11 protein-coding genes and 1 pseudogene are annotated in these 12,037 nt (G+C 63.4%); 4 read left to right on the forward strand and 8 right to left on the reverse strand.

Translation table 11 applies throughout. From position 1 onward, the window contains the following. Positions 1–207: 207 nt before the first annotated feature. Entirely contained in the window at positions 208–1,938 is a 1,731-nt protein-coding gene (leuA, locus tag FJ425_RS16020; RefSeq protein WP_140635343.1) for a 2-isopropylmalate synthase, read from the reverse strand. Positions 1,939–2,393: 455 nt separating this feature from the next. Here leuA and FJ425_RS16030 point away from each other — a divergent pair, with 455 nt between their 5' ends. The 3 genes from FJ425_RS16030 to FJ425_RS16040 are packed head-to-tail and all read left to right on the forward strand — an operon-like array spanning position 2,394 to position 4,587. After that, positions 2,394–3,560 (forward strand): ATP-grasp domain-containing protein, encoded by a 1,167-nt coding sequence (locus tag FJ425_RS16030; RefSeq protein WP_140724787.1) that lies wholly within the window; start codon positions 2,394–2,396, stop codon positions 3,558–3,560. 4 nt (positions 3,561–3,564) lie between these two features. After that, the gene (locus FJ425_RS16035; protein WP_140724790.1) at positions 3,565–4,341 is read left to right on the forward strand and encodes an alpha/beta hydrolase-fold protein; all 777 of its coding nucleotides are present in this window, start codon (positions 3,565–3,567) and stop codon (positions 4,339–4,341) included. 6 nt (positions 4,342–4,347) lie between these two features. Continuing rightward, positions 4,348–4,587 carry a nuclear transport factor 2 family protein gene (locus FJ425_RS16040; RefSeq protein ID WP_140724793.1) on the forward strand — a complete coding sequence of 80 codons (240 nt, stop codon included), beginning with the start codon at positions 4,348–4,350 and terminating at the stop codon, positions 4,585–4,587. A gap of 16 nt (positions 4,588–4,603) precedes the next feature. Here FJ425_RS16040 and FJ425_RS16045 read toward each other — a convergent pair. The 5 genes and pseudogenes from FJ425_RS16045 to FJ425_RS16065 form a co-directional block, all read right to left on the reverse strand. Further along, positions 4,604–5,356 (reverse strand): annotated as a pseudogene (locus tag FJ425_RS16045) (SDR family NAD(P)-dependent oxidoreductase). A 55-nt stretch (positions 5,357–5,411) separates the two neighbouring features. Next, positions 5,412–5,657, reverse strand: coding sequence for a type II toxin-antitoxin system Phd/YefM family antitoxin (locus tag FJ425_RS16050; protein ID WP_140724796.1), 246 nt, complete (start codon positions 5,655–5,657; stop codon positions 5,412–5,414). 35 nt (positions 5,658–5,692) lie between these two features. Next, positions 5,693–6,004, reverse strand: a complete 312-nt coding sequence (locus FJ425_RS16055) for a putative quinol monooxygenase (protein ID WP_095766458.1) — start codon at positions 6,002–6,004, stop codon at positions 5,693–5,695. Positions 6,005–6,055: 51 nt separating this feature from the next. Continuing rightward, entirely contained in the window at positions 6,056–6,829 is a 774-nt protein-coding gene (locus FJ425_RS16060; protein ID WP_181175934.1) for an SDR family oxidoreductase, read from the reverse strand. Between the two features lie 81 nt (positions 6,830–6,910). Beyond that, positions 6,911–7,345, reverse strand: a complete 435-nt coding sequence (locus FJ425_RS16065) for a DsrE family protein (protein ID WP_140724802.1) — start codon at positions 7,343–7,345, stop codon at positions 6,911–6,913. Between the two features lie 98 nt (positions 7,346–7,443). Between FJ425_RS16065 and FJ425_RS16070 the strand changes: the two genes are divergently transcribed. Next, complete coding sequence (locus FJ425_RS16070; protein WP_140724804.1) at positions 7,444–8,541, forward strand: hypothetical protein; 1,098 nt, start codon at positions 7,444–7,446, stop codon at positions 8,539–8,541. A gap of 233 nt (positions 8,542–8,774) precedes the next feature. Here FJ425_RS16070 and FJ425_RS16075 read toward each other — a convergent pair whose 3' ends face one another. Then, positions 8,775–9,722: a cation diffusion facilitator family transporter gene (locus FJ425_RS16075; RefSeq protein WP_140635359.1), complete on the reverse strand. Its 948-nt coding sequence runs from the start codon at positions 9,720–9,722 to the stop codon at positions 8,775–8,777. 5 nt (positions 9,723–9,727) lie between these two features. Then, positions 9,728–11,917 (reverse strand): anthranilate synthase, encoded by a 2,190-nt coding sequence (locus tag FJ425_RS16080; RefSeq protein ID WP_140724806.1) that lies wholly within the window; start codon positions 11,915–11,917, stop codon positions 9,728–9,730. Positions 11,918–12,037: the final 120 nt, after the last annotated feature.

Below are 12,037 nucleotides of genomic sequence, written 5' to 3' on the forward strand. Positions count from 1 at the left end.
GAATGGCATGTTCGCATCCGCTTCTGAAGCGTGGCGCAAGGTGGAATGCGCCAGCTCCATCGCTGAATCAGATCATCCGGCTAGAGCGGTTCACCGTTTCGCGGATCGGTGAACCGCTCAATTTTTTGTTTTTGACCGCAATTCCGGACGGAAGGCTACGGCGAAACCGCCGAGCCTAACCGCTTCACACTTTTCCCGGAATTTGCTCTAGCCGCCGATGATCCGGTTGGCGGCCGAAACGACGGCCTCCAGCGAGGCGGCGACGATGTTGGTGTTGATACCGGCGCCGAACAGTTTGCCGCCCGGATACTCCATCTCGACATAGGAGATCGCCGAGGCGTTGGAGCCGCGCTGCAATGAATGCTCGGAATAGTCGAGCACCGACATGTCGACGCCGACATGGCGCGAGAGCGCATCGACAAAGCCGTCGATCGGGCCGGTGCCCGAGCCGGTGATGGTCACTTCCTTGCCGTTGTCGAGAATATCCGCTTCGACCATGCGCCGGCCCTTCACCGCAGTGTCGGGATAGGTGCGATGGTCGAGGAACTTCAGCCGCGCGCCGGGCTGGTCGACATAGGTTTCGAGGAAGCGTTCATGGATGCGCCTGGCCGGCACTTCCTTGCCTTCCGCATCGGTGATCGCCTGGATCGCCTGGCTGAATTCAATCTGCAGATTGCGCGGCAAGTTGAGGCCGTAATCTGCCTGCAGCACGTAGGCGATGCCGCCTTTGCCGGACTGCGAGTTGATGCGGATGATCGCCTCGTAGGTGCGGCCGACATCGGCCGGATCGATCGGCAGATAGGGCACTTCCCAGATTGGGGTGTTGGCCTTCTTCAGAGCTTTCATGCCCTTGTTGATGGCGTCCTGGTGCGAGCCGGAGAAAGCCGTGTAGACGAGCTCGCCGACATAAGGGTGACGTTCCGGGATCTTCAGTTGGTTCGAATATTCGTAGACGTCCTTCATCCGGTTGATGTCGGAGCAGTCGAGCTCCGGATCGACGCCCTGGGTGAACATGTTGAGCGCCAGCGTGACGATATCGACATTGCCGGTGCGTTCGCCATTGCCGAACAGCGTGCCTTCGACGCGGTCGGCGCCAGCCATCAGGCCGAGCTCGGTGGTGGCGATGCCGGTGCCGCGGTCGTTGTGGGGATGCAGCGAGACGATCAGGTTCTCTCTGGCGTCGAGGTTGCGGCACATCCATTCGATGCGATCTGCATAGACGTTGGGCGTCGACATCTCGACCGTCGATGGCAGGTTGATGATCAGCTTGTTGTCAGCCGTCGGCTTCACGATCTCGGTGACGGCGTTGCAGATCTCCAGCGCGACTTCGAGCTCGGTGCCGGTGAAGCTCTCCGGTGAATACTCGAAGCGGTAGCCGCCGCCGGCCTTGGCGGCCATGTCGGTGATCATCTTGGCGGCGTCGGTGGCGATGCGCTTGATGCCGGCGACATCCTTCTCGAACACGACCCGGCGCTGCAGCTCGCTGGTCGAATTGTAGAAATGCACGATCGGGCGGTGCGCGCCCTTCAGCGCCTCGAACGTCCGCGTGATCAGCTCGGGCCGGCACTGCACCAGCACCTGGAGCGATACATCCTGCGGCACGCCGCCTTCATCGATGCACCAGCGGGCAAAGTCGAAATCGGTCTGCGAGGCCGAGGGGAAGCCGATCTCGATTTCCTTGAAGCCCATATCGAGCAGCATGGCGAACATGCGCGCCTTGCGCTCATGACCCATCGGGTCGATCAGCGCCTGGTTGCCGTCGCGCAGGTCGACCGAGCACCAGATCGGCGCCTTGTCGATAGTCTTATTCGGCCAGGTGCGGTCGGTCAGGCCGACCGTCGAGTAGGATTGGTATTTACGTGCTGCATCCGGCATGTGGCCGGCCGCGCGCTTCCGGTTTTCAGCCTCGCCGGCGCGGATTTCTTCTCGTGCGTTCATCGTCGTTTCTCCCGGCGGCCCGCATGCCCGCTTCAGGCGGATGGGTGGCGAGCGTCGCCTCTACCAAAAATTCGTTCGCTTGATGTGACTTTGCCAAAGTCTGGCCAAGGAGCATGCGCCTTGAGCGGCGGTTTCGACCGCCGGGCGCTCCTTCAGCGAACCCGGCGATCGCCGATAAGGCCGAGAAGAAGCAGGGTCGAGGCGAGCGCGCGCGCGGTCTCGCCGGCAAAGCCGGTGCGAGAGGAGGCGACGGAGCGAACGCGCGTGATCATGTCGGCTCTCTTACAGGAGCGGCCCGGCAGAGGCAAGCGGGACGCATGGATGAATGGCCTTGCCTAATATCGCCGCCGGCGCGGACAGCCTTCCCCGCGCCTCGCAAATGCGCCAGACTTGGTTTCGAAGACTTGGTTTCGAAGGCTTGGCTACCGAGCGAAGCTCCGGGGAGGGGTTCGTCCATGAATTTCGTGTTCTTCTCGCCGCATTTCCCGGCCAACGGCACCGATTTTTGCGACCGGCTTAAAAAGGCCGGCGCCACTGTGCTCGGCATCGGCGATGCGCCTTACGAGACTTTGAACGCGAAGCTGAAGGCGGCGCTTTCGGAATATTACCGCATCGCCGACATGGAAGATTACGACGTCGTCTTCCGGGCGATGGGGCACTTCATCCACAAATGGGGCCGCATCGATCGCTTCGAGTCGCTCAACGAGCATTGGCTCGAACTTGAAGCCAATATCCGCACTGATTTCAACATCTTCGGCACCAAGCTCGACTTCGTGAAGAATTTGAAGCGGAAAAGCCGTATGCGCGCTTTCTTCCGCAAGAGCGGCGTGGAGACCATCCCGCAGCGCAAATGCTCCGACCGCGCCGGCGCCATGACCTTCATCCGCCGCGTTGGCTTTCCGGTGGTGGTCAAGCCGGATTCCGGCTCCGGCGCCTCGAACACCTTCAAGATCTCCAACGCCAAGGAGCTCGACCAGTTCTTCAAGGACAAGCCGGAGGGTGTGACCTTCGTCATGGAGCAGTTCATAGAAGGGCTGGTGGTGACCTTCGACGGCCTGGTCAACCGCGACGGCGAAGTGGTGCTGACGGCGAGCCACCGTTACGATCAGAGCATCATGGAGGCGGTCAACCGCGACCACCATATGAGCTACACCTGCTTTCCCGAGATCAGCCCGGAAGTCGAGGAGGCGGGCCGCAAGATCCTCAAGGCGTTCGACGTGCGCGAGCGCTTCTTCCATATCGAGCTGTTCGAAACCAGCGACAAGCGCGTTATCGCGCTCGAGGTCAATATGCGCCCTCCCGGCGCCTGGATGACCGACGCCATCAACTACACCTTCGATATCGACGTCTATGCCGCCTGGGCCGACATGGTGGTCAAGGACGCGGCCGGCGGTCCTTACAAGGGCAAGTATTTCACCGCCTATGCCAGCCGCAAACGCCACATCGACTATTTGCACAGCCATGCGGACGTGCTAGCCGCCCACGGCGACAAGATCGTCCATCATCAGGCTATCGAAGAGGTCTTCAGCCGCGCCATGGGCAATTACGCCTACCAGATGCGTTCGAAGGATCCGAAGGCGGTGCGCCAGGCGGTCGACTACATCCACGCGGAAAAGGCCTGAGCCGATGGACGTCTCCTATCACAAGGACCATGCCCGCAATCTCGGCCGAGACATGGAATACAAGCGCTATGGCCATGCCGGGCGTCCGGTACTGGTGTTCCCGACCTCGCAAGGGCGGTTCTACCAGTTCGAGGATTCGGGCGGCGTCGGCGCGCTTGCCGACTTCATCGACACCGGCCGCATCCAGCTCTTTACGCTCGACGGCATCGACTCGGAATCCTTCTTCGACAAGCATGCCGACCCGGCGCAGCGCATCGCCCGCCACGAAGCCTATTTCCGCTATGTGCGCGAAGAATCGCTGCCGGAATTGCAGGCGGTTGCCGCCAAGTCCAACGGTGGCCGCGTTTTGAAGCCGCTGTTTTGCGGCTGCTCGATGGGCGGCTACCACTCATCCAATTTCGTGTTCCGCTTCCCGGAGCTGGCGAGCGGCGTGATCTCGCTGTCCGGCGTCTATTCGGCCCGCGATTTCTTCGGCCGGGTACTTGAAGGCAACATCTATTTCAACTCGCCGCTCGATTATCTGCCCGGCATCGTCGACCAGAAGCTGCTCGGGCGGCTCAGGGCGCTCAGGCTGATCTTCTGCTGCGGCCAGGGCGCCTGGGAAGAGCGCATGCTGGTCGAGACGCGCGAGCTGGAGCAGGTGCTGCGCGACAAATCGATTCCGGCCTGGGTCGACTACTGGGGTGGCGACGTCAGCCATGACTGGCCGTGGTGGCACAAGCAGCTCGTCTATTTCTTCGGCCGCTGGCTGGATGACGATCTGATGCACAGGTTGGACTGAGCTGCGTTGATAGGTGGGGCCTTCCTGAGCGACTGGGGTCGATCCTTCCACTGCCGGGAGAAGATCGCCGACTGGAGCCAGTCGGACAATATCAGCGTGCAGTCCAATCTTCGCATCATTCGCATCGCGGAGCGCGACGGCGTCTACCATGCCCGCGTCGCCGTGACCGGCAACGGCTTCAGCGGCGAGGGCGACATGGCCTTCACGCTCAACGGCGACCGGATCGCAAGCCTGATCATCAGCTGAAGACCGGAGTTTGGGGTCAGTAGGTCGCGCGGCCGCCGGAGAGATCGAAAGTTGCGCCGGTGGTGAAAGAGTTCTCGTCCGACAGCATGAAGACGATCATGGCGGCGGCCTCTTCCACCTCGACGAAACGGCCGCGCGGCACTTTGCCGAGCATATAGGCGACCTGCGCTTCGGTGAGCTGCTCGAGAATTCTGGTACGGGCGGGCGAGGGGGTCAGCGCGTTGACGGCGATGTCGTGTCCGGCGAGCTCCTTGCCGAGCGACTTGGTCAGCGCCAGCACGCCGGCCTTGGCGGCCGAATAGGCGGCGGCATTCGGATTGCCTTCCTTGCCGGCCACCGAGGAAATGTTGACGATGCGGCCGTAATTGCGCGCGACCATGTCGGGCACCAGGCGCCGGCAGCAGTAGAAGACGCCGTTGAGGTCGATATCGACGATCTGACACTAGACGGCGGGGTCGTAGTCCACCACGGCCGCCGCCGGCCCGGCAATGCCGGCATTGTTGACCAGGAGATCGACGGGGCCAAGCTTGCGCTCAGTCGCAGCGGCTGCGCGATCGACGGCCTCGATCTGGGACTGGTCGCAGAGGATGGGTTCAACGCGGCCGAGCGAAGCGAGCTCGGCGATAGCCCTGGTCATTGCGGCCTGGTCGACGTCCCAGATGGCGACGCTAGCGCCCGACGACAATAGGCGCCGGGCGACCGCAAGGCCGATGCCTTGCGCGCCGCCGGCCACCACGGCGACGCGGCCGGAAAGATCGACGGCGTTCAAACGGCGTCCCATGAGCACTTCCCGTGGCACCTTGTTGGCAGGGGCCGCAACGCCCTCACTTGTCCGTGCCGAACAACCCTTCGATCTCTTCGCCGCCCATGCTGTCGAAACTTTCGGGGACGGAAAACTGGCCAGCCATAAAGCCCACACGCCGCATCCGTGCAGCGGTAGGCTGACCGGTAGGCACGACCTTGACCAACGGCTTGCCTGCCCTGGTGATGATAAACGGCTCACCTCCGGCTGCTTGGTCTACAAGGCGTGACAGATTGGTCTTCGCATGGTGGATGCTCACGGTCCGCATTAGGTGCTCCAAACAAACGATAGAGCTGTTCCTCGTCACCCGGCCTTTTCGGGCGCAGGAAGGCCGAAGCCGCCCACGGGATGGGTCTCGATCTGGAACTCGAAGCCGGCGATGAAGGGACGCGCCCTGGCGATCGCCGCCTGGACTTCCGGCAGCTGCAGCGATGCCTTATGGCTCGCCTGGTCGGTCCACACTTCGGTGACCCAGATGGCGTCGGCGTCGGCCGGATCGGTGGCGATGATGTAGCTCAGGCAGCCGGGGAGAGCGCCGGTGCTTTCGCGCAGCACGTCCATGACCGCATCGCGCTGGCCGCGCGCCGCCCGCATCTTGCCGATCAGTCCGTACATGCCCTTGATCTCCTCCAGGTTGCGCGCTGCATCGAGTATGCAGTCGACCGCTCACGGCATCAACTGGCCACCATTGACCTCGATCACCTGGCCGATGATGTAGCCGCTCAACAGATCGGACGACAGGAACAGGTAAGCGCCGACGCAATCCTCCGGCGTTCCGGCGCGCCCTTGAGGAATGGTGGCGACCATGGCCTTGATCTGCTCGGCGTTCGAATAGCGTTCGTGGAAGGGCGTCAAGATCGTGCCGGGCGCCACGGCGTTGACGCGGATGCCGAAGCCGACCAGCTCCTTGGCCATGCCGCGCGTCACGTTGGAGACGAAGGCTTTGGACGACCCGTAGAGGCCGGCGCCGCCGCCGGCGCCGTTGCGGGCGGCGATCGAGGTGGTGTTGATGATGAAGCCGCCCTGGCGCTTCAGCCATGGTATCGCCTTGCGTGAGGCGGTCAGCACCGAGCGCGCATTGAGGTCCATCACGGCGTCGTAATGCGTCTCGTCCTGGTCGGCATAGGCGACGCGGCCAAGCATGCCGCCGGCATTGTTGACCAGGCCATCGAGCCGGCCGAAGTGATTTGCGCTCTCTTCGACGACACGCTCGACGTCGGCCGGTTTCGAGAAGTCGCCCTGGACCAGAAACACCTCGCCGCCATCGTCGCGGATGGATCCGGCCACGGTTTCGGCGGGAGCGCGGCTTGCATTGAAATGCAGCGCGACGCGGCATTTCTGCGCCGCGTAAGCACGGGCAAGTGCTGCACCGATCCCGGTCGAAGCGCCGGTGACCAGCACCGCCTTGCCGGCAAGATCGGGGATGGCAAGTGTCGTCATGTCGGCTGGCCTCCGGGTTGCCATCCTTCGTAGGCCATTGCCGGCCCGGCCTTCAAGTGTTGGCGTTCAGTGGGGGCGCATTCAGGGCCTGAGATAGACATAGCCCTGATGCTGCAGTTCGGCGAGCTTCACGACGCCGCCCTTGTCGGCAAGCTCGAAGCCCGCCAGCAGGTCGGTCAGCGTGATATCCATGCCGTGCAAGGTGTTGCCGCAGGCTTGCGGCACAAGTCCCTGCTGGACGAGGCCGGCGAAGCGGCTGGAAACAGCGCCGGAAGCGCCCTTGGCCTTGAAGGCGGCCAGAGCCGGACCGTGCACCACAAGCACGATGTCGACATTGCCGCCGGTGCCCTCGTAGTGGTTCTTGATGTTGCCGAGGACGAAGTTGACCTTGTCGACGTCGCTGAGGTGATAGGCGACTTTCAGCCGCCCCTCATGCGTTGCCGCATTTGCCCGGCTCAGGCCGAAAAGGCCCGCGGCGCCAGTGAGACCGGCACGAAAGATGTCACGGCGCAGCATCGTATCCTCCGTTCGCCCGTCCGCTCGCGATTTTTGCATGGTCCAGGCGGCACTCCTAGACTAGCATATCCAAGTCCTGTCGGTGGGAGGAGGATCACATGATATCGAGGACCATGGTGGCGAGGACCATGGCGGTGGTGCTTTGCGCCGCCTTTGCCGCCTCGTTCGGCGCGGCGCGCGCCGAACAGCCGCCCAAGCTTCCCGAGCTCAGCCCGACCGGCGCCGACGCCTGCTTCGGCCGCGTCTACGACACCGCCCATCTCAAGGCGCATCCGCGCCAGAAGGTGGCGCGCATCTTCTTCTTCTACGGCCATGACCCGGTCAGCCGGACGAACGAAGAACCCGCCGCCAACCAAGATACGTCCTATAACGGCTTTCTCACGACAACGGTGCGCGGCGCCAAGAAGCCGGAATGGGCGAGCAGCTGGTGCAACAAGGAGGATCCCAGCGACAAGGCGAGCGGCATCCGTTGCGGCATGGACTGCGACCGGACGCTGGCTTCGCTGAAAGTCGACGACAAGGGGAAGCTTCTTCTGTCCGGCCTGTCGCCGGACGTCTATCTCGACCCGGATTCGGAAGAGCAGCTCGGCAAGGCCGAGTACAACAAGCAGGCGCTGGGCAGCGAGGACGACAATTTCAAGCTGGACCGGATGCCGGCCGAGACCTGCAAGGCGGAGTTCGCGCGCATCGATCCGATCGACCCGGCGCTGGGCGAGCCGCTGCGCGTGCGGCTCAAGCCCGATCAGCCCTTCTGCTTCGGGCGTGACTACGACGATGCGCATCTGAGGTCGCATCCCAACCAGCTGACGCAATCGATCCGTATTTTCCGCGGACCGGTCGAGCTCGCCTCCTTCGCCGCCGGCGGCGATGCCGCGAACTGGCCGGATGGGGCGGATGTCGCCGTTTCGGTGACGACGAGGCAGAAAGGGAAAAAGGTCACGCAGACCTATTCCTGCCAGGGCGAGGCCGATCAGTGGCGCTGCTCGGCCAATTCCAAGATGAGCGATTTTTCCTGCAACGTCTCGCAGAAGGAGATCTTCCTCAAGCGCGGCGTCAACGGCACGATGATGGTCGCGAACCCCAACAATGCGGTGGCGGTCCTCGATCTCTGCTCGAAGGCGGCGAACGGCAAGACCAGGTCCGACGACAAGGTCTACCGGCTGAACCCCATGCCGCAGTCGGCCTGTGCGCCGTAACCAGCGCTTCGTCATTCTATGGCAGCAAGGAGCGAAGCGACGCGGCGCAGACCATTGAATCCTGTGACTTGGAAGCGCCGCCTCGGTGCAGAATTTTGCTCCGTTGCATGCCTTGGCGAAGGTAACGGCATGGATTCCAGGGTCTTCGCGACGGAGCTTCGCTCCTGCTCCGCCCTGGAATGACGAAGTTGAGAGGCTCCGGCCAATCTCTAACGGCTGCCATGCTGGCACCGTCAGGCGAACGGCACCGCCGCGGTGCCTTTCGGCAACTTGGCTTCGTCGTCTGGCTCGACATGGATGGTGACGCGCACCGAGGGGATCTCGGCCTTCAGCGCGTCCTCGATGCGGTCGCAGATGACATGGCTGGCGCCGACGGTCATGTCGGCGTCGACCACCAGATGGAACTCGATGAAGGTGGCGCGGCCGGCAATGCGCGTCTTGAGATCATGCACCTCGAGCGCGCCCTTCGAATTGGCCGATATGATGTTGCGGATCTGCATGTGCTCATGGTTGTCGACGGCGCGGTCCATCAGCCCGCTCATCGACGAGCCGATGACATGCCAGCCCTGCCACAGGATGTTGAGCGCGACGATCACGGCAAGTGCCGGGTCGAGGATCTGCCAGCCGGTGAGCACGGCACCGACAAGACCGCCGAACACGCCGACGGATGTTACCACGTCGGTCATGATGTGCTGGCCGTCGGCGACAAGCGCAGGCGACTTCGCATTCCGGCCGGCGCGGATCAGCGTCCAGGCCCAGATCGCATTGATGACCGTCGCGACGCCGTTGACGGCAAGTCCTTCCCAGGGCTGTTCCAGCGGGGCCGGATGTTGCCAGGACTGCCAGACCTCGTTGAGGATCAGCAGCGCCGCGACGACGATCAGCACGCCCTCGAGGACGGCCGAGAAATATTCGGCCTTATGATGGCCGAAGGGATGATCCTGGTCGGCGGGCTTGTAGCTGACCTGGATCGCCCAGAAGGCGGCGGCCGATGCGATCACGTTGACGATCGATTCCAGCGCGTCGGAATAGAGCGCCACGGAACCGGTGATGTACCAGGCCGCAAGCTTCAAGACGAGCACGACGAAGGCGACGAGGATCGACCAGAAGGCAAGCCTGGCAATCTTCTCGCGGGTCGCGGCTTTCGCCGCGGCCGCCACCGTTTCCTGCGTCACAGCCATGGTTCCTACGCGGCCTTTTCCTTGGCCTTGCGCGGCAGATGCGCGACGATGTTTTCGATGATGCGCATGCCGGCATTGTGACCGAGCGTCATGATCGATTCCGGATGGAACTGCACCGCCGCGATCGGCTCCTTGCGGTGCTCGAAAGCCATGATGATGCCGTCCTCGGTCTCGGCGGTGACCACGAAGCCGTCGGGCAGGCGCACCGGGTCGGCGAAGATCGAGTGGTAGCGGCCGACGGTCACTTCCTTGGGCAGGCCCGAGAAGATGATGCCGGGCTTCGAAACGCGGATGCGCGACGGCTTGCCATGCATGGGGATGTGCAACTGCCTGAGCTCGCCGCCATAGGCCTCGGCCAATGCCTGCAGGCCGAGACAGACGCCGAAGATCGGCAGGTCGCGGCTGCGCGCTCGTCTGATGGTGGCGGCGCAGTCGAAATCCTTCGGCGTGCCGGGACCGGGCGAAAGCACGACGAGGTCCGGCTTCAACCGCTCGAAGACCTCCTCCGGCACCGGCGAGCGAACCGTGGAGACGTTGGCGCCGGTCTGGCGGAAGTAGTTGGCCAAGGTGTGGACGAAACTGTCCTCATGGTCGACCAGCAGGATGTTGACGCCGTCGCCGACGCGCGCGGTGGCGCGCTCGGTTCCGGTGGCGTTGCCGGCCTTGGCGTCGCGGATGGCGGAGAGCATGGCGGATGCCTTCAGTTCGGTTTCGGCTTCTTCTTCCTCGGGAACGCTGTCGAAAAGCAGCGTGGCGCCGGCGCGCACCTCGGCGATACCGTCTTTGATGCGGATGGTGCGCAAGGTCAGCCCGGTGTTCATGTCGCCGTTGAAGTTGACCATGCCGACCGCCCCGCCATACCAGGCGCGCGGGCTCTTCTCATTCTGCTCGATGAAGCGCATGGCCCACAGTTTCGGCGCGCCGGTGACGGTGACCGCCCAGGCATGCGAGAGAAACGCGTCGAAGGCGTCCATGCCTTCGCGCAGCCGCCCCTCGATATGGTCGACGGTGTGGATCAGGCGCGAATACATCTCGATCTGACGGCGGCCGATGACGCGCACGGAGCCCGGTTCGCAGACGCGCGACTTGTCGTTGCGGTCGACGTCCGAGCACATGGTGAGCTCGGACTCGTCCTTCTTCGAGTTGAGCAGCTTCAGGATCTGCTCGCTGTCGGAAATGGCGTCGTCGCCGCGCTTGATGGTGCCCGAGATCGGGCAGGTTTCGACTCTGCGGCCGTTGACGCGCACGAACATCTCCGGCGAGGCGCCGATCAGATATTCGTTCTCGCCGAGATTGATGAAGAAGGAGTAGGGCGAGGGGTTGATCGACTTCAGCTTGCGCGAAATGTCGGAAGGCTGGGTCTCGCAGCGCTCGTAGAACATCTGTCCAGGCACGACCTCGAACAGGTCGCCGCGCTTGAAGCTCTCCATGGCGCGGCGCACCAGGTTGGCGTATTCGCCCGGCTCATGGTCGCTGCGCGGCGGGATGCGGTCGGCGGTCTTGAACGGCTCGGCGGTGGCGTCGCGCGGCAGGCCCTCGGTCGAAAAACCGTCGCCGGAATAGTCGTAGCGGTCGGTCCAGGCCTTGGTCGAATAGTGGTCGACGACGAGGATCTCGTCGGGCAGGAACAGCACGAGGTCGCGCTGGCTCTCCTTGCGCTCGAGCTTGTGGTCGACAGGATCGAACTGGAAAGCGAGGTCGTAGCCGAAGGCGCCGTAAAGGCCGAGATTGGCGTCCTCGGCGGTCTTGAACAGCGCGGTGATGGCGCGCAGCACCGTGAAGACGGACGGAACGCGGCTGCGCTCCTCCTCGGTGAAGACGCGGCCCGGCTTGGCGACATCGAGGCGGATGAGTGTCGTCGAGGTCTCGACGATCGTCACTTCGCCGAGCTCGCCAAGCGCCTTGCCGATCACGGGCAACAGCGCTTCGCCGCGCTTGTTCAGCGCTTCGATGCGCATCGTGCGTCCCCGCGCGGAAATCACCAGCGGCGGATCGATGATGGCCGCATCCCAGCGCGTGTAGCGGCCTGGATATTCGTAGTTGGAGGAGAACACTGCGCCGCGGCGCGAATTCAGGCCGTCGACATAGGCATCGATCGCGCCTTCATAGGGCCGGTCGTGCCGCTCGCGGGTAATCGTCACGCCGCCCGCGGTGACGAAACGCTCCGCCCCGTTGTCCAGAACTTTAGTCGTCATTGCCGTCTCCATCAGCGTCTTGGGCAACGGACCCGGGAATGGCGTTAAAAAACAAATGGCCGCCCGGATATTCCGCTGCGGCCAACCTCTTTTTCACGCGCACACGCACGAACAGGCCGC

Source organism: Mesorhizobium sp. B2-7-2 (assembly GCF_006440775.1).
Lineage (GTDB): Bacteria > Pseudomonadota > Alphaproteobacteria > Rhizobiales > Rhizobiaceae > Mesorhizobium.

What these genes read in the sequence shown, in the direction of transcription:
- FJ425_RS16065 (WP_140724802.1), bottom strand. Translation starts at nt 7,345, where the DNA reads ATGCTGCGCCGTGACATCTTTCGTGCCGGTCTCACTGGCGCCGCGGGC.
- FJ425_RS16030 (WP_140724787.1), top strand. Translation starts at nt 2,394, where the DNA reads ATGAATTTCGTGTTCTTCTCGCCGCATTTCCCGGCCAACGGCACCGAT.
- FJ425_RS16055 (WP_095766458.1), bottom strand. Translation starts at nt 6,004, where the DNA reads ATGTACGGACTGATCGGCAAGATGCGGGCGGCGCGCGGCCAGCGCGAT.
- FJ425_RS16050 (WP_140724796.1), bottom strand. Translation starts at nt 5,657, where the DNA reads ATGCGGACCGTGAGCATCCACCATGCGAAGACCAATCTGTCACGCCTT.
- FJ425_RS16075 (WP_140635359.1), bottom strand. Translation starts at nt 9,722, where the DNA reads ATGGCTGTGACGCAGGAAACGGTGGCGGCCGCGGCGAAAGCCGCGACC.
- FJ425_RS16035 (WP_140724790.1), top strand. Translation starts at nt 3,565, where the DNA reads ATGGACGTCTCCTATCACAAGGACCATGCCCGCAATCTCGGCCGAGAC.
- FJ425_RS16080 (WP_140724806.1), bottom strand. Translation starts at nt 11,917, where the DNA reads ATGACGACTAAAGTTCTGGACAACGGGGCGGAGCGTTTCGTCACCGCG.
- FJ425_RS16070 (WP_140724804.1), top strand. Translation starts at nt 7,444, where the DNA reads ATGATATCGAGGACCATGGTGGCGAGGACCATGGCGGTGGTGCTTTGC.
- FJ425_RS16060 (WP_181175934.1), bottom strand. Translation starts at nt 6,829, where the DNA reads ATGACGACACTTGCCATCCCCGATCTTGCCGGCAAGGCGGTGCTGGTC.
- leuA (WP_140635343.1), bottom strand. Translation starts at nt 1,938, where the DNA reads ATGAACGCACGAGAAGAAATCCGCGCCGGCGAGGCTGAAAACCGGAAG.